Consider the following 17,849-nt stretch of genomic DNA (forward strand, 5'->3'; position numbering starts at 1 on the left):
TCTCAAAACATAGAATTGTTTTTGATCTAATAATTAATAGGCAATACTTAACATAAATAATATAGTTTTATATAGTTATTGTATATATAAATATCTAAATTTGTTCTAGAATTAGTGAAAATAAGTATCGTATATATTAAAAGCATCAATTATATTAGAAGAAGATTCGTTGTTAGTTTTTTCTGCACCGGTAGTTATTAAAATGTACTCTTTACCATTTTTTTCAAGCAGACTTGCTAAGCAAAGACCTGCCTTATCTGTAAATCCAGTTTTACCACCAATGACTTTTCCCTTACCAAAGTTTTCGTTATCTATTTTATCAAAGGTAGTGCTTCTAAATGTTATTCCAGCAGAATTTAAATTTGTAGGGGATGTGGAATATCTATCTGTTGTAAATATAGATTTAAAAATATCATTTTCAAGCGCGTAATCCAGCAAGATAGATAAGTCGTAGGCAGTTGTGTAGTGATCGGAGTTATGTAAGCCGATTGTATTTGAATAGTGTGTATTTTTCATTCCAAGCTCTCTTGCTTTTTTGTTCATAAGGTCTACAAATTTATCCTCAGAACCTGATATATACTCTGCAACTCCTAATGATGATTCGGCTCCTGATGGAAGCATTATTCCATAAAGCGCATCTTTTGCTTTCACCTTTTCATCAGGTAAAAAACCAGCCATAGAGGCATTTGAATTTTTCAGAGATTCGAATATACTTCTTTTCATTGGGATTTCCACATTTAAATCATTTAAGTTTTCTATTGCTACAATAGTAGTCATTATCTTTGTTAGAGATGCGGCGTAGCATTTAGCATCTTTATTTTTTTGAACAATAATTTTACCGCTACTATTTTCTACTAAAATAGCATTTTCACTGTTCAAGTTTCTAATTATAGGTATTACAGAGTTGTTTTTATCGCTTGATTTATTAAATATAAGTGAGCTAGTAAGCGAAGTATTACTATTGTTCCAGTTTTGATATTTACCTGTGTTGTACACGGTGAATAAAGTAATGCAGAGTAAAATTGTAGGAAAAATTATAGTTGGTATAAATATACTCATTGGTTTTAATTTTTTATTATTTCTTTCTTTAAACATAATTTGCACTCTCCTCGGTTATGTAATTCTTCATAACTCTATTTAACTACATATAAAAGAGCGATATTTTAATTCGAACTTAGTAAATTATTAATGTAAACTTATTTAAATCTTAAGATAACCTTAAATTTTAAAATAGCTAGTTGAATGAAGATAATAAGGAATGTAATATATATTTATATCAAGTTTGGAGTATATGTTTAAGCAATTTACGTAAATGAGGAGGGCTATACTGCAATCTACGCAATAAAATCGTATCGATAACTTATCGATACGATTTTAATGTGTAGATTAATTTTTCTTACTTGCTATAACAAAGGAAGTTGAATAGTAAAACTAGTAAATTCATCATTGCTGTTGGCAAATATTTTTCCACCGTGTAGTTCTACGATTTCTTTAGCAATAGCAAGGCCCAGACCTGAGCCACCAGTATTTGTAGAGCGGGCTGAGTCTAATCTATAGAATTTTTCGAAGATAGAGTTTAACTGATGTTCAGGTATCTTTTTTCCTTTATTTTGGAATGTGATATCAACATAGTCTCCAAAATTTTTTTCTATTATTTTGATTTCACTGTTGCTGTAACTATAAGAAAGTGCATTTTTTAGTATATTGTTAAATACTCTTGCAAGTTTATTTGCATCGCACTTTAAATATATATCTCCATCGCTTAAAACTGTGCACGAAATACCCTTAGATTCAAATGTTGGGTAGAATTCATCTGATAATTGTTTTATCATAAATGATAAGTTAACTTCTTCTTTTTCGAGATCTATATTCTGAAGGTTAAATCTAGTGATCTCAAAGAATTCATTTATTAGATCTTCTAATTTAAAGGATTTGTTCAGTGCTATATCGGTGTATTTACGCCTCTGTTCAAGTGGCATATCATAGGCTTCGCTTAGAAGTGTAAGATATCCTATAACAGAAGTTAGGGGTGTTTTTATATCGTGTGCTAAATAAACAACGAGATCGTTTTTTCTCTGCTCGCTCTCTTGGGCTTGTTCATTTCTCTCTCGAAGTATCATTTTAACTGCATTTAGTTTTTTTTCCATAAATTCTAACTCAGGTGATAGCTTGATCGATTCATGGGATTCATCAAGAAGTTTATCTACGCCTTCAATTGTTTGATTGAAGTAGGTTGTTAATCTAGAAAGTGCAAAATAAAATCCTATAAGTAGAATAATTATAAATGTGGAAACAAGAAGAAAACTTTTGTTGCCTCTAATAACATAGGTATAAAAGTAATACGAATTTCTAGAGTCCATTCCAAAGATATTTTCTAAGACTGATATAATGAAGTTTGCAAAAACTCCATTCATCATTGATAGTATAATAAAGAGTCCTATAATACTGATTACGATTGTTACAAATAAAATATGTAAAAATATCTTATTCTTTAATTTTGAAATATCACTTTTCAATTTTATAACCAACACCCCAAACTGTCTTAATAAATTTATGTTCACTCACAGTGTCGTTCATCTTTTCACGTATATGCCTAATGTGAACCATAACTGTATTATTGTTATTGCTGAAATATTTTTCTCCCCATACTTTTTCAAATAATTCTTCAGAGCTAACTACATTTCCTATATTTTCAGAGAGGATCCACAGAATTGAAAATTCAGTGGGAGTAAGGGATAATTCTTTTTCGTTTAGACTGCATTTATATGTATTTTTATTCATAACAAGTCCCGCAAAATCTATAACATCTTTTTGAACCTGTGATCCTTCGTTGTATCTAGTAAATCTCCTAAGTTGAGCTTTAACACGTGCAACTACTTCTAATGGATTAAACGGCTTGGTTATATAATCATCTGCACCAAGTGTAAGGCCCGTTATTTTATCTATATCCTCTACCTTTGCAGTAAGCATTATCACAGGAAAGTTATGTGTTTGCCTGATTTTTTGGCAGAGCTCAAACCCATCTATTTCTGGCATCATGACATCGATTACTGCTAAATCTAAGTCGACAGTATGGACACAGTTTAGTGCTTCTTTTGCACTATAAAACTTATATATATTGTAGTTTTCATTTTTTAAGTACAATTCAATCAAATCGGCTATTTCTTTTTCATCGTCTACTACTAAAATATTTACGCTCATGATTCCTCCTAATATTAATTTCTTTTAACTCAGAAATTTGATAAGTTAATCATATCAAAACCCTTTATTTAGAGTTTTAATTAAAGTTTATGAAAATCTTAATAATTTCTTAAGATACCAATACATTATACTATATATCTTTATTCTTTCAAATTGATGTAATTATATAAATTGTGTTGATTAAGGGAAAATTCTATAGTATAATTAGAAAAATTCCTAAAAATATACAATTCTTTGCAAATTAAGTAAATTGGTGTATATTAATCTTAGATAGACTTAAAATAAGAGTATTACTCTAAAAGGAGTGTAGAAATTGAATAAAGCAAAAAATAATATAACTATATATGCAATAATATTTGCAGTGTTGTTTTATGTATTGCCGCTGATAGCAAAATTCAACTATTCAAAAGAGCTACTTTTTACGTTTTTAGTGCTTGTAAATCCAATTGCATGTATTATAATAAGCATGGTTTTTGGATATAGAAATGGTTTTAGCTTGATGTATCTACTAGTTTTAGCAATACTATTCTTTCCGACAATATTTATATACTACAATAGTTCAGCTGCATACTATGGGGTACTTTACTTTATATTTAATTTTATGGGAATTATGTCGGGGAGTTTTATTAAAAGGACAAAAGATAGAATAAAGGAAAATAAACTATAATTAAATCGTGGAGTCAAAATGGATAAAATATATAAATTTGAAGCAGTTATAAAAAAGGTTCCTGATATAAATGGTGCCTATATAGAAATACCTTTCGATGTGAAAGAAGAATTTGGAAAGGGAAGAGTCCCTGTTCATGCTACATTTGACGGAGAACCTTATGATGGTAGTTTAGTCAGAATGAAAACGCCATGCCATATAATTGGCATCAGAAAGGATATAAGGGAGAAGATAGGTAAACAACCCGGAGATACAATAAAAGTTACATTAAAAGATAGAATTAAAAAATAGAATTAAAAAAGACTTAAAAATGGTATTAAAAAATAAAAAAATCTAAGAGGCGCTCAAACTGTGATTAATTATCACTGTAGAGCGTCTTTTAAATTTGTTATGAAAAGGTATGATCTTGTATCAGAGTCATTGATAATAAAAATACTATATATTACATTAATTATAAATATTCATCATTTTAGATATCTTATATGAAATAACATCTCTTAACCCTTGTGGTTCAATCACCTCTACATAAAAACCAAAGGAAAGTATATATCCATAAAGCCATTCATCTTGTGGGTATGATAATGATACTATAAGATTTCCATCAGCATCTATTTCTATATCATTTATATTAAATTCATCGTAGACCCTGTAAGAAATGTGATTTGAAAATTTTAGTACTATATTTGAGGCTTTATAACCCACAGATTTTTCTTTGATTAGATCTAAGTCATCTGGTAAATCCCGGTCAAAGAATATTTCTGTAGAATTTAAATTTGATATTCTAGAAATTTTAAATATTCTAAACTGATTTTTTAGTAGGCAAAATCCACTCACATACCAGGACTTGTTCTTAAATATAAGCTTTAGAGGTTCTATTTGACGAGTAGTTTGCTCTCCATTTGAGTTGGAATAGCTAAACCCTACAGTGTTTTTGTTTAACACTGAGTTCTTTAATGTTTGAAATTTATCTTTTTCCTCATTTCCACTTCCCCAATGAGAAAAATCTACCTCAATCCAGCTTTGCTTATTTTTACTAAATAAGGCTCCAAGTTTTTTATCTAGTGTTTTTATATCTGGATAGTTAGCAACTTTAAGGCTTTGAAGTCCTATTAAGATTTCTTTTTGCTCATCATCTGAGAGTAGAGATTTATTGAGTACATAGTCGTCTAAAATACTAATTCCTCCACCTCTACCTTGGCTAGTATATATAGGAATACCAGCAGTACCGAGAGTATTTATATCTCTATATATAGTTCTAACAGACACTTCAAAACGATCAGCTAGTTCTTTTGCAGTGATGGTCTTTCTGTCTAATAGTATGTACACAATTTGAAATAATCGGCTTATCTGCATCTTATCACCTCGAAGATATAATAAACACATTATAGCATACATATTATTTTATTAATTCACAATTTTGTTTAATCACAGAAAGGTCTAAGAAGCATAAAATAACATTATACTTAAGAAAGTGGGAGGTGTTCAATCTGAGAGGGCTGATCATTAAAGATGATGATAGATATGATTATGTGAGTTCATATTTAAAAGAACACGAAGTAATAATTGATATTGGTACTAATAATATTCAAGATCTAGATTTTATATTATTTCCATTTAAAGAAGATATTGACAACGAAAAATACAACAACAGATTCTTTGAATCATTGAGCAAAAATACATTGTTATTCTCAGGAGTTAGAAATAAATTTTTGGATAAAATGAGCGAGATTTACAATTTAGATTATTTGCCTTTGATGGAAGATAAGAGTGTAACCCATATGAATGCGATTCCTACATCAGAAGGAGTAATTTCACATATTATTCAAAATACCAAGATGCCAGTATTTGACAGTAAAATACTGGTTATTGGCTATGGGGTATGTGGTCAAGACTTGTGTAAAAGATTAAGCGGATTGAATGCAAATGTATATGCTTTAGTTAGGAATGAGATTAAAGAAGCTAGGGCTATAGGAAGTGGAGTAAAACCAGTATATATTGAAGATATCTACAATTACTCCTTTGATGTAATTGTAAATACTGTACCAAATAAGGTGTTAGAAAGAGATCATATAGAAAAATTCAAAGAATCTCTAATAATAGATATATCTTCTAAGCCTCATGGATTTGATGTGGAGTTTGTAGAGAGTATAAGTGAAAACTTTGTAATGCTATCAAGTATTCCAAGCAAATGTGCAGTTAAGTTTGCGGGAGATATACTAGCTAAAAATATTTATAGGAAGGTGAAGTCATGCTTACAGGAAAAAAAATAGGGTTTGGTATAACAGGATCATTTTGTACAATAAAAGAAATTTTAGAACCTATGAGAACACTAGTAGAACTAAATGCGAAAGTATATCCAATAGTTACAGATATTGTGTACAACAGCAGTTCTAGATTTCACGATAGAGATGAATTTTTGGGAGAGTTGAAAAGTATAACTGGAAACGATGTTATATATTCTATAGATGAGGCTGAGATTTTCGGACCTATAATGCCGCTTGATATGATGGTAGTAGCACCTATGACGGGTAACTCTATGGCGAAACTCGCTTATGGAATAACGGACACAGCAGTTTTAATGGCAGCAAAAGCAACACTTAGAAATAAGAATTCTCTCGTTATAGCGCCATGTACTAACGATGCTCTTGGGATGAATGGAATAAATATAATGAAGCTTATAAATACAGAGCATATTTATTTTGTTCCATTTGGTCAAGATAACCCTGTTTCGAAGCCTAGTAGTATGACTGCAAACTTAGATAAGCTTGTAGAGACTATAGAACTAGCATTTGACAAGACTCAGATACAGCCACTTATTATTGAAAACTTTAAAAAGTAGCTTCAAACAACACAATAAAATAAAATGATTTAGAATTTATATAAAAGAGAGTGGATTTAAATTAGATTCGCTCTCTTTCATATGTTATAATAATATAATACTAAAAAATTTGAATAGAAAATAAGTAATTTTTATATTAATTAAATGAGAATAAGTTTATAATAAACACTGGGAGTTGTGATAATATGGAAAATTATTTTCAATTAGATCCATCTCAACAAGAATTACTTAAACAACAAATTGAAAAGAAAAATGAAAATTTAAATAAATTTGCAACAAAGGATAGTGAAGCATTTAGAAGTGACAAGATGAGAAGCAAGTCTGATTTAATCAGATCGAGTTTTGTAATTGACACTGATAAGATACTTCATAATTTATTTTATAATAGATACTCTGATAAAACACAAGTATTTTCATTTTATTTAAATGACGACATAACTCGAAGAAGTCTACATGTCCAGCTTGTGTCTAGAATTGCGAGAACAATTGGTCAGGCGCTCAATTTAAATATAGATTTGATAGAAGCTATATCACTTGGTCACGATATAGGGCACACGCCATTTGGACATAAAGGAGAAGAGTTTTTAAATGAAAAATTCTTCAAAAATACTGGCAGATACTTCACGCATAATGTGCATAGTGTTAGAGTATTACAGGATATAACAAATAGCAATTTGACACTTCAGACACTTGATGGAATCTTATGTCACAATGGAGATAAAGATTTTTCACATTTCGAATCATCAAAGATATATAATTTTGAAGAATTAAATAGAAGAATTGAGATGTGTTATTTAGATAAAAATGCTGTAAATAAAATGAGACCTGCTACACTTGAAGGTTGTGTGGTTAGGATTAGCGATATGGTAGCTTATGTAGGAAGAGATAGACAGGATGCCATAAGAGCAAAGCTTAGAACAGATGAGGATTTTGATCACAGCGGAATACTCGGAAAAGATAATAGAGATATTATAAAAAAGATGGTATCTAATATAGTGAAAAATAGCTTTGGAAAAAATTATTTAAAGATTGATGATAAAGTATACAGTGATTTTATAGCTTTAAGAAATGAGAATAATAAAGTAATATATAGAAACCCTAAAATCGATGACGTTTATAATGAAACTATAAGGCATATGTTGTTTGACTTGTATGATAAATTTATAGAAGATATAGTAAGTAAGGATTACAATTCTTATATATATAGACACCATGTAAACCATCCTAAGTTAAAAGATTTTTATAAAAAAAATATAACAGGTGACTTAGAAGTAAAACCTGATGAAGTAGTTGTAGATTATATTGCGAGTATGACTGATGATTATTTTATAAATCTATACGAAACTTTATTTCCAAAGAGCGAGCTTAAAATACAGTATAGATCTTATTTTAGATAAACAAGTTAGTAAACAGATGTGGAGGACATTTTATAATGGAGATAGTAAAGTTAAAACCTGCCTTTCAGAACTATCTATGGGGAGGAACTAAACTTAAAGAATTATACAATAAAAAAGTGGATTTAGATAAAGTCGCTGAGAGTTGGGAGTTATCAAATCACAAAGATGGGCAGAGTATAGTGGCAAGTGGGACTTACGAAGGACTTAAGTTTGGTGACTATTTGAATAAAATAGGTAGAGAAAGCTTAGGTACAAATTGTGATCAATTTGACGACTTTCCTGTTTTAATCAAATTTATAGATGCAAAGACTTCTTTATCTGTTCAAGTTCATCCCGATGATGAATATGCACTGAGAGTAGAGAAAGAGCACGGTAAAACTGAACTATGGTATGTTATGGATTGTGAAGAGGATTCATTTTTATACTATGGGGTAAACAGAGATATATCTAAAGACGAATTTAAGCAGAGAATAGAAAACAATACTGTTTTGGAAGTCTTAAATAAGATATCTATAAAAAAGGGTGATGTATTTTTTATTGAAGCGGGCACTATACACGCTATAGGCTCAGGAATCGTAATCTGTGAGATACAACAGAATTCAAACAAAACTTATAGAATATACGATTTTGGAAGAGTAGACAAGAATGGAAATACCAGAGAGCTACATATAGATAAAGCTATTGATGTTGTAAAGTTAGAAAAAACTGATGAACATATTAATATTGTAGATAAATTTGAGAAGTTTAAAAACTACACAAAGAGGAAGTTATCTTCATGTAAATACTTTACAGTGTTCAAGTATGACGTATTATCAGAGTGTCTTATAAATGTAGACAAAGCTAGTTTTAATTCTGTTATTATACTTGAAGGAGATGGAAGAGTTGTAAATGATAATGTCTCAATAGATTTTACAAAAGGGGACAGTCTTTTTATACCTGCTAACACTGGTGATATAAATATAGAAGGAAACTGTCAATTTATACTTACGAGGATATAAAATAGAAATTAAAATATATAAATATTAATTAAAGAACAAAGTCACTTCACTTTGAATAAAATATAACTATGAATTCATGTGTATTTAAAGGAGGTGATTTTTTTATGCCTGATTTTATTACATTAATAAATAAATATATAAGAAGTGAATTACTTGTACTGCTACCGGTACTTTATATTTTAGGGAAATTTTTAATTGCAGAAAAGCTGAAACCAGACAAAGTAAACATAATTTTATTGATTATATCAGTTCTGCTAAGTGGGTTATATCTATTTTCTACGCTTAGTATACCAAATTGGAAAGGAGTTTTATTTGCAATATTCACATCCTTTGTCCAAGGTATACTGTTGACTGGGGGGATAGTATTCAGTAATAGTATGTTACGATTGACCTCAAAAAAAAATTGCGTGTCAAAGGATTCATACGTTGAGGATGAAAATAATAATATAAAAATTAACAATGAATAAAAGATAAAAAAATAAACATAAAATAGAAAGAAACTAGGCTAATATTGAAAATTACTTATAAGACTAGTTTCTTTATAGTTTTAATAAAGATCTGTTCTTCGATGTTTAAGTAAAGGCAGTTGTTCACGAATACAGCCTATCATTGTTCTATCAATATCTGCGTATAAGATACATTCTCTTTCATCAGCCGAAGCAATAATATCTCCCCAAGGGTCAGAAATTCTAGAGTTGCCATATGCAGTGTAAGATGCCTCATTATTTCTAGCAGGAGCTGCACCTACGAAGAAAACTTGATTATCTATAGCTCTCATCCTTACTGATAACTCCCAATGGGCAGGACCAGTAGTCATATTAAATGCAGCTGGCAATATTATTATTTCGGCTCCCTCTAGAGCCATCATTCTTGATAGTTCGGGAAATCTAATATCATAGCATATGGCTATACCTATTTTTCCAAGGTCGGTGTCGACAACTGTGACTTTATTTCCAGCTGAAAGGGTATCGGATTCTTTAAAGTAGACTTTATCTTTTACATCAATATCAAATAAATGTATTTTTCTGTGTCTTCCTATTAATTCACCGTTTCTATTATATATGTAACAAGTATTGTATATTTTGCCTGAAGATAATTCTGGTATACTTCCTGCGACTAAGTAAATATGGTTTTTTTTCGCTACATTTGACAGAGATTGAGTAGTTTCACCTGGATATTCTTCTGCAAAATTGGGAAAATACTTATTTTCATAAGGACAATTAAACATTTCTGGAAGAATTATTAATTCTGCTCCTTTTTTCGAGGCAATATTTACCATGTCTATAGCATGTTCTATATTTTGTTCTTTATCGTCTGTGGTTTTCATCTGACAAACTGCAATTTTATATTTACTCATAATAACCTCTCCTTGAAATTCTATTTTGAAGATATTATAACACATATAAATTTGTTTTGATTTTAAAGTTAGAAGGTTTGTAGAAAAGATATCAAAAAATTTAAATAACAAATTAATAATATATTAATCGGTTTACTATAATTTAAAAAAACCGCTATATAAATTAATGAGAAATCGCCAATAAAGATTGAAATAATATTAATTTATAAAAATTAGAACTAGTTTTCTCGATACTGCCAATAGTTTTTTTATTTTATAAATATAATTCAAACATAAAGCAAATACTATCTGTATTTGGAGGTTTGATATGATTTATAAAAAAAGTAAGAGAGGCAGAAAACTACATGAATTTATTTTTTTAATTGGATTTTTTATTATTACAGTTACTGTAGTTGTTTATACAAATAAACAACTTAAGTTGGAAACAAATAAGACAACAGGAAATATAATTGAGTCAAATTATGTTGTTAGAGAGGATAATAAAGGGCAAAATTCATCCGATAGCAATAGTTCTAAGAGTATAGTAAATAATGAGAGAATAGATAAAACTGATAAATATATCAATAGTGTATTAAATATACCTAATATTGTAAATGAAAATAAAAATGTTGAAAAAACTATAAATGATAAAATTAAAGGCGATGTAAATTTATTTTTTGAAAAAAACTATAAGGAAGCAAAAGATAATTTTGTAAATAATAATTTAGATGGAGTAAAATTTGAAGCAAATACGGATTTTGAAGTAGAAAAAAATACAGATTCTATTTTGAGCTTAAAGATGAGGTATTATAAATACAGTGGAGGAGCTCATGGATTTTATGATGATATTGCATATAATATAGATATTAGAAGTGGGAAATTTTTAGAGCTGTCGGATCTATTTTTAGAGCAAAGCAATTATAAAGAAATAATAAATAACGAAATAAAATCTCAAATAAAATCTTTAGAGAGTGAGAATAAAGAAAACGTAGGAATTTATCAGTTTAATACTATAAAAGAAAACCAAAAATACTATTTTTATGGAAATAACATAGTGCTATATTTCGACCTATATGATATAGCTCCATACGCTGCAGGAATACCTGAATTTACTATAAATAGCGATATATTAATGCCGATTGTAAAAAAGGAGTATGTAGATTTGTTTAAATAGTAAAAAAGGTATGATACCCAAGAGTTTGGATATCATACCTTTTTCTATATCGTAGGATTTAAAGAAGCTATTTTAGTTACAGCTACATATAGCCTAGAGATTTCATACCAAGTTTTAAAGTCTACAACACCATTTTGAGGGAGTCCGAAGATTCCTTGAAATACTTTTACAGATTCAGCAGTGTTATTACCAAAAATACCATCTTCTTGAACCTTAGGTATAGCTGGATAGTTATTGGCAATTGCATTTATTTGGTTTTGAATAGTTCTAACATATCTACCTGAAGATCCAATTTGAAGAGTATAACCTGGAAAAGATACAGGAACGCCTGTTACAACTGGAGCTTGATCAAAGCTTAGTTCGTTTCCATAAAAATTCCTAAGTATGTTTTCCCAACTGTAACCTTGATCTCCTAGAGACTTACTTCCCCATTGTGTCATCTGATTTGGGCATTGTGTTCTTTGTCCATCGCAATACTGAGCAAGAAGAGGCTGTCTAGAAGTAGGAGGTCTTCTAATGAAGGTATTAAAGATATCGTCTACAACGACGCTTATTGTATCAAATATGTTTCTTTTATAAACAAATTTATGATCAAAAGCAGTAGAAGTAGTAATCGTAAAAGTGTATCCTTTGTTTCTATACCACTCTGTGAAGACTCTGTTTAAAGTAAATGAAATTATAGCTATAACATTTGCATAAATCGTCTGCTCAGGCCAAGTTGAATAAATTTCACAAGAAGCTACATTTTTTATATAATCTTTAAACGGTATCCAGTAGTTTTCGGCAGAAGTATTTTCTGGAAGCCCATCATGAACTACTATAAACTCTGGTACTACTGGATTATCTAGTACTACAAATCCAGTTGGAGGTGGAAGAGGTTTTAAACTGCTCTCAGGTATCTTAGGAGGAAATATTCCGTATAGAGTATGTTCATCTATAGGGAATATTAATTCATTTTGTCTTGAGTAAGAAAGTTTACTTCTGGTTCTTGGAATCATAGTAATATCCTGCCTAGCTTCGATTGTAGCAAATAATTGAGCACCATCTATCACGACAGTTTCATATCCATCCACTACTGCCTCTATAATGTACTGGCTGTAAGGTCTTATTGTATTAGTAGGATCTAGTGAATACTCCTTATCAGGAGCTGGAAGTACTAAATCTAATACTTGACCAGACTCATTTGTTAATAAATTTTGATACATGGAAGTGCTTGCTTTACTTACATCATCTGAAACTGAGTAGATATTAATTGACCCATTTTGTATGGGTCTGTTATTTGTTGAGTCAATCAAACTGACTGTTAAGTAACCATCCTGCATATAATCATCCTTTCTAAAAAAGTCTTTATTACTATTTATATTCTAAAAAAATAAATATAAAGCTATTTTGTTAAGATATTTGGAGATAATAAATAAATATTAGTAATTTAGATTGTTTGAGGTTAAAAAATTTAAAGTTAAGGCAGGATAGAAAGGAAGTTTATGGTATACTATTTGATTTTTTTATCTATTTTACCTATATTAATGGGGATAGTGTGGATATATTCAACGAAAAAGTATTCGAAAGAATCTATAATTGCATCATCAAAGTTTTTTCTAATGGGAGTATTTTTAAGTGTAATTGTAATTTTCGCCGAAGAATTTTTATTGAATGTAAATAATTTTACTGGGTATTCAAATATTTTATATATATCTTTTGTAGTAGCTGGTTTTACTGAAGAGGGATTTAAGGCATTAGTATTGATACCTATACTCATTAAGAAAAAAGAGTTTGCTAAAAGAGTTGATGGGATAACTTATTCAGTGTATTTATCATTAGGATTTGCAACTGTAGAGAATTTGATTTACTTGCTTGCTGAAGACCATGATATTGTATTTCAAGTAGCTTTAAACAGAGCTTTTATATCAATACCAGCGCATATAATGTTTGCAATAGCTATGGGATACTATTTGTCAAAGTATAAGTTCTGTGACTCTAAAAAGAAGAAAAGAAAGTATTTAATTTTATCTGTTTTGGTTCCCATTCTTATGCACGGCACATTTGACTTTATTCTAATGATTCAGTACAGATGGGCTATAGTATTGTTTTTATTGTATGTTATTATACTTTTAAAATTTAATTTAGAGAAGTTAGAAAAGTATATTGAAAACTCTAAGAAAATATTTAAAAGCAATATGAAGAAGCAAAGAAATATTCATATAAAAAAGAAAATGGATGAAAAAAGTATTAAAATTGAGAAGGAAAAATCAAAAATTTATGATGAATCTGAAAAGAAGTGACTACTTTATAGTACATTATTGTATCAATATTATATTATTGGTTTAATATTCTTTGAAAAAGAAGTATAATGTATATAGTTTGAAACGACAAAAGTAATAGTTTTAGGGAGATGTGCTTATGAGTGAAAATGTAAAAAAAGAAATTTTTGAATGGATTAAGGTAATTATAACCGCCTTAATATTGGCATTTGTAATAACTAGATTTATCATACCGTCAAGAGTACAGGGAGAATCAATGTTTCCAACTCTACATGAAAATGATTATTTGATAGTAAATAGAATGACATACAAATTTAGAGAGCCAGAGATGAAAGATATAATAGTATTCAAATCAGAGATACTTCAAGATAACGGTAAGAGTAAAAAAGATTTAGTTAAGAGAGTTATTGGAGTTGAGGGAGATCATATAAAGATACAAGACTCAAATGTATATGTAAATGATAAATTATTGGATGAGAAAGCTTATATTCACGATAATTACACTAGCGGAGATATAGATATAACTGTACCAAAAGGCAAGATATTTGCAATGGGAGACAATAGAGAGAGAAGTTTAGATAGTAGGGCTCAAGAAGTTGGTCTAGTAGATGAAGATTCTGTTATAGGTAAAGTTATGGTAAGACTTTATCCATTCGACCAAATAGGTGGAGTTGAGTAGTTATGAAGTTAGTCTTATCTGTTGTATATAGTATGAAACGACAAAAGTAATAGTTTTGGGAGATTTGTTTATGAGTGAAAATATAAAAAAAGCGATCTTTGAATGGGTTAAGGTAATTATAACCGCCTTAATATTGGCATTTGTAATAACTATTTTTATCATACCATCAAGAGTGTATGGAGTCTCAATGTTTCCAACTCTACACGAAAATGATTATTTGATAGTAAATAGAATGACATACAAATTTAGAGAGCCAGAGATGAAAGATATAATAGTATTCAAATCAGAGATACTTAAAGATGATGGTAAGAGTAAAAAAGATTTAGTTAAGAGAGTTATTGGAGTTGAAGGAGATCATATAAAGATACAAGACTCAAATGTATATGTAAACGATAAATTATTAGATGAGAAAGTATATATTCATGATAATTACACTAGCGGAGACATAGACATAACTATACCAAAAGGCAAGCTATTTGCAATGGGAGACAATAGAGAGAGAAGTAAAGATAGTAGGGTTCAAGAAGTTGGACTTGTAGATGAAGATTCTGTTATCGGTAAAGTAATGATAAGACTTTATCCATTTGATAAAATAGGTGGAGTTGAATAGCTATGAAGTTGGGTATATCGTCACTTGTACAAGATATTGACTTTGCACTAAATTTCTGTGAAAAATACAGTAAAATAAATCACTTAGAGGTTGGTGTAGATTGCATTGAAGATTGTAAAAAATTATATACGTATATAGATAGAATATATAATTTAGGTTTATCCATAGGTATTCATTTGCCTATGGAATTAAACGCTTGTGAAGAAGTTGAGTATATAAGAAGATCGTGGATACATTTTTTACATAATGTAGATAGAGAATTAAAAGATTTAGATATAGAATACTACAACCTACATTTAGGATATGCAATTACGGGTAGGTTGGGAAAAAATAAAATCAAATTTTTAGAGAACTGTATCGATTTTTTAGATAATTTAAATATAGACTCAAAAATAACATTAGAAAATACATATTCAAAAGGTGGAGATATATCAAATATAGGTACTACTAGCATTGATTTTGAATATATATTTAAAGGAATAAAAAAAAGTGGAGTATTTTTTTGCTTTGATACCGGACATAATTTAATAAATGAAAGCGATTATATTGAAAAATTAGAAAAAAATATTAAGCTTATCCATCTAAGCGACAATGATGGAGTAGATGATCTGCATATAGGGATAGGTAAAGGTTTGCTTAGTGATAAGGATATAAAAAAATCAATAGAAGTTGATCCAGAATATTTGATCTTAGAAGTACGAAAAGAAGATTTAATATATACTATGGAGAGAATACACTGTTTTATTTAGTTTAGAGTGGATTCTCTTTATAATGTGATTTATTTGATATCCAATATTAAAGAAAGGATTTGTTTTAATGAAATTAATAACACTGAATATTGATGGAAATGAAAAACAATACAACTTAGAAGAAAATAATTTGGGTATACCACTTAAAGAGATCGCAAAGGATTTTGAAGATAAACACAAAGGCAAGATATGTATTGCAAGTGTAGACAATAAACTTAGAGAGCTAAACTACAACGTGTTTGATGACTGCAAAATAAAGTTTATAGATACTACTGAGGAAGATGGAAAAAGAGTCTATTTTAGAGCGTTATCATTTATACTTGTTATGGCTTGCAAAGAATTATTTGGTGATGGAAAAGTAGTCATAGAGCATTCTCTATCAAAAGGGCTGTACTGTGAAGTTCACATTGGTAGGGATTTAAATGAAGTTGACTTAGAAAATATAAAGAGAGCAATGCAAGAAAAAATAGATAAAAACTACGAGATAGAAAAAGTTGAGATGTCTAGAGATGAAGCAATAGAGATATTTAATGAAAATAAACTTTACTCAAAAGCAGAACTTCTGAAATATAAGGATTACGATAGCACTACTGTGTACAAATGTGGAGATTATATAGATCATTACTATGGCTATATGCTGCCATCAACTGGGGATGTATCTATATTTAATGTAGAGCTTCACAATAAAGGGCTTATATTATTTGGACCTAATAAAAATGACAAGACTGTGCCAACAAAGTATGTATCGCAGCCGAAGCTAGCAAATATTTACTATGAAACAGAGCAGTGGTCGAAGCTCTTAGGAATAGATAAAGTAGTATCTTTAAATAGGATAGTTGAAAACAATGAGTACGGTGATGTAATTAGAACGGTTGAAGCGCTCCATGAAAAGAAGCTCGCTCAAATTGCAGATGAGATAAGTAAATACAACAAGAGAATAATACTTATAGCAGCTCCCTCGTCTTCTGGAAAAACTAGTTTTGCAAATAGACTTTCTATACATTTGAGGGTAAATAACCTAAACCCTATATCTATATCACTTGATAACTATTTTGTAGATAGGGAATTTACACCTTTAGATGAATTAGGAAACTTTGATTTTGAGTCTATATATGCAATTGACTTAGATAAGTTCAACTCAGATCTAAAGAAACTATTAGACGGAGAGGAAATACAGGAGATAAAGTTCGATTTTAAGACAGGAAAAAGAGTAGAGACAAATAAAACTATACAAATAGATAAAAACCAGCCGATCATTTTAGAAGGAATACACGGATTAAATCCCATGTTGACAGAGTCTATAGATGATGATGAAAAATTTAAGATATATTTAAGTGCTCTAACGCAGTTGAACTTAGATAACCACAACAGAATTCCTACTACGGACTTGAGACTGATAAGGAGAATAGTCAGAGACCATAATTTTAGAGGCTACAGCGCAGAAAAGACTATACTTCAATGGGAATCGGTGAGAAGGGGAGAGAAGAAGAATATTTTCCCTTACCAAGAGGAAGCAGATATTATTTTTAATTCAGCATGTGTTTATGAGCTGTCGATTTTAAAAGGTTATGTAAAACCGTTATTAGAAGAAATAGAAACTTCGAGTGAAGCCTATATAGAATCTAATAGATTACTTAATTTTTTACAGTATTTTGTTGAACTTGAGGATATATCAGATATTCCTTCAACTTCAATACTTAGAGAGTTTATAGGCGGAAGTAAAATAGTAGAAGAATAGAGATCTATCTTTTTAGATTTTTAAAACTTTATAGAGCGGTTGATTGTTTGTATTTGCATAGCAAATGTTAAGTGAGAAACTTAAACCTCACTACAGATGATCAATCGCTTTTGTTGTCTACTATATTTAGAGGGAAATATAAAGAGATATTTAGATAAAGGGTATTTATTTAAGTGAATTGATAAAAAATACTATAACTA

19 protein-coding genes are annotated in these 17,849 nt (G+C 29.5%); 13 read left to right on the top strand and 6 right to left on the bottom strand.

Annotation, left to right across the window (positions count from 1 at the left end; translation table 11 throughout):
* Positions 1-111: 111 nt before the first annotated feature.
* The 3 genes from J2Z43_RS09590 to vanR form a co-directional block, all read right to left on the bottom strand.
* Positions 112-1,095, bottom strand: a complete 984-nt coding sequence (locus J2Z43_RS09590; RefSeq protein ID WP_234926318.1) for a D-alanyl-D-alanine carboxypeptidase family protein — start codon at positions 1,093-1,095, stop codon at positions 112-114.
* A 308-nt stretch (positions 1,096-1,403) separates the two neighbouring features.
* Complete coding sequence (locus tag J2Z43_RS09595; protein WP_327786953.1) at positions 1,404-2,417, bottom strand: sensor histidine kinase; 1,014 nt, start codon at positions 2,415-2,417, stop codon at positions 1,404-1,406.
* An 88-nt stretch (positions 2,418-2,505) separates the two neighbouring features.
* Positions 2,506-3,201 carry a VanR-ABDEGLN family response regulator transcription factor gene (gene vanR, locus J2Z43_RS09600; protein ID WP_209456987.1) on the bottom strand — a complete coding sequence of 232 codons (696 nt, stop codon included), beginning with the start codon at positions 3,199-3,201 and terminating at the stop codon, positions 2,506-2,508.
* 313 nt (positions 3,202-3,514) lie between these two features.
* Here vanR and J2Z43_RS09605 point away from each other — a divergent pair, with 313 nt between their 5' ends.
* Both J2Z43_RS09605 and J2Z43_RS09610 read left to right on the top strand, forming a co-directional pair.
* The gene (locus J2Z43_RS09605; protein ID WP_209456988.1) at positions 3,515-3,868 is read left to right on the top strand and encodes a hypothetical protein; all 354 of its coding nucleotides are present in this window, start codon (positions 3,515-3,517) and stop codon (positions 3,866-3,868) included.
* Positions 3,869-3,886: 18 nt separating this feature from the next.
* Complete coding sequence (locus J2Z43_RS09610) at positions 3,887-4,159, top strand: DUF1905 domain-containing protein (RefSeq protein WP_209456989.1); 273 nt, start codon at positions 3,887-3,889, stop codon at positions 4,157-4,159.
* Positions 4,160-4,315: 156 nt separating this feature from the next.
* On the opposite strand, the gene J2Z43_RS09615 is transcribed toward J2Z43_RS09610, so the two are convergent.
* Complete coding sequence (locus J2Z43_RS09615) at positions 4,316-5,221, bottom strand: helix-turn-helix transcriptional regulator (protein ID WP_209456990.1); 906 nt, start codon at positions 5,219-5,221, stop codon at positions 4,316-4,318.
* Positions 5,222-5,346: 125 nt separating this feature from the next.
* Here J2Z43_RS09615 and J2Z43_RS09620 point away from each other — a divergent pair, with 125 nt between their 5' ends.
* From J2Z43_RS09620 to J2Z43_RS09640, 5 genes are all read left to right on the top strand, one after another.
* Positions 5,347-6,138, top strand: a complete 792-nt coding sequence (locus J2Z43_RS09620; RefSeq protein ID WP_209456991.1) for a hypothetical protein — start codon at positions 5,347-5,349, stop codon at positions 6,136-6,138.
* Positions 6,117-6,707, top strand: coding sequence for a dipicolinate synthase subunit B (locus J2Z43_RS09625; RefSeq protein ID WP_024620228.1), 591 nt, complete (start codon positions 6,117-6,119; stop codon positions 6,705-6,707). The genes J2Z43_RS09620 and J2Z43_RS09625 overlap by 22 nt, the downstream gene beginning before the upstream one ends.
* Positions 6,708-6,892: 185 nt before the next feature.
* Positions 6,893-8,104, top strand: coding sequence for a deoxyguanosinetriphosphate triphosphohydrolase family protein (locus J2Z43_RS09630; RefSeq protein ID WP_209456992.1), 1,212 nt, complete (start codon positions 6,893-6,895; stop codon positions 8,102-8,104).
* A gap of 35 nt (positions 8,105-8,139) precedes the next feature.
* Positions 8,140-9,102: a type I phosphomannose isomerase catalytic subunit gene (locus J2Z43_RS09635; RefSeq protein WP_209456993.1), complete on the top strand. Its 963-nt coding sequence runs from the start codon at positions 8,140-8,142 to the stop codon at positions 9,100-9,102.
* A 104-nt stretch (positions 9,103-9,206) separates the two neighbouring features.
* Positions 9,207-9,569 carry a phage holin family protein gene (locus J2Z43_RS09640; RefSeq protein WP_209456994.1) on the top strand — a complete coding sequence of 121 codons (363 nt, stop codon included), beginning with the start codon at positions 9,207-9,209 and terminating at the stop codon, positions 9,567-9,569.
* 80 nt (positions 9,570-9,649) lie between these two features.
* Here J2Z43_RS09640 and J2Z43_RS09645 read toward each other — a convergent pair whose 3' ends face one another.
* Positions 9,650-10,459, bottom strand: coding sequence for a carbon-nitrogen hydrolase family protein (locus J2Z43_RS09645; protein WP_209456995.1), 810 nt, complete (start codon positions 10,457-10,459; stop codon positions 9,650-9,652).
* A gap of 307 nt (positions 10,460-10,766) precedes the next feature.
* On the opposite strand from J2Z43_RS09645, the gene J2Z43_RS09650 reads away from it, so the two are divergent.
* The gene (locus J2Z43_RS09650; protein ID WP_209456996.1) at positions 10,767-11,612 is read left to right on the top strand and encodes a DUF3298 and DUF4163 domain-containing protein; all 846 of its coding nucleotides are present in this window, start codon (positions 10,767-10,769) and stop codon (positions 11,610-11,612) included.
* 44 nt (positions 11,613-11,656) lie between these two features.
* On the opposite strand, the gene sleC is transcribed toward J2Z43_RS09650, so the two are convergent.
* Positions 11,657-12,934: a spore cortex-lytic germination protein SleC gene (gene sleC / locus J2Z43_RS09655; RefSeq protein WP_209456997.1), complete on the bottom strand. Its 1,278-nt coding sequence runs from the start codon at positions 12,932-12,934 to the stop codon at positions 11,657-11,659.
* Between the two features lie 204 nt (positions 12,935-13,138).
* Here sleC and J2Z43_RS09660 point away from each other — a divergent pair, with 204 nt between their 5' ends.
* From J2Z43_RS09660 to J2Z43_RS09680, 5 genes are all read left to right on the top strand, one after another.
* Positions 13,139-13,894 carry a PrsW family intramembrane metalloprotease gene (locus J2Z43_RS09660; RefSeq protein ID WP_234926325.1) on the top strand — a complete coding sequence of 252 codons (756 nt, stop codon included), beginning with the start codon at positions 13,139-13,141 and terminating at the stop codon, positions 13,892-13,894.
* A 118-nt stretch (positions 13,895-14,012) separates the two neighbouring features.
* Positions 14,013-14,552, top strand: coding sequence for a signal peptidase I (gene lepB, locus J2Z43_RS09665; protein ID WP_209456999.1), 540 nt, complete (start codon positions 14,013-14,015; stop codon positions 14,550-14,552).
* 70 nt (positions 14,553-14,622) lie between these two features.
* Positions 14,623-15,162, top strand: coding sequence for a signal peptidase I (gene lepB, locus J2Z43_RS09670; protein WP_209457000.1), 540 nt, complete (start codon positions 14,623-14,625; stop codon positions 15,160-15,162).
* Positions 15,163-15,164: 2 nt separating this feature from the next.
* The gene (locus tag J2Z43_RS09675; RefSeq protein WP_209457001.1) at positions 15,165-15,911 is read left to right on the top strand and encodes a TIM barrel protein; all 747 of its coding nucleotides are present in this window, start codon (positions 15,165-15,167) and stop codon (positions 15,909-15,911) included.
* A 67-nt stretch (positions 15,912-15,978) separates the two neighbouring features.
* The gene (locus J2Z43_RS09680) at positions 15,979-17,649 is read left to right on the top strand and encodes a nucleoside kinase (protein WP_209457002.1); all 1,671 of its coding nucleotides are present in this window, start codon (positions 15,979-15,981) and stop codon (positions 17,647-17,649) included.
* Positions 17,650-17,849: the final 200 nt, after the last annotated feature.

Source organism: Metaclostridioides mangenotii (assembly GCF_017873185.1).
Lineage (GTDB): Bacteria > Bacillota > Clostridia > Peptostreptococcales > Peptostreptococcaceae > Metaclostridioides > Metaclostridioides mangenotii.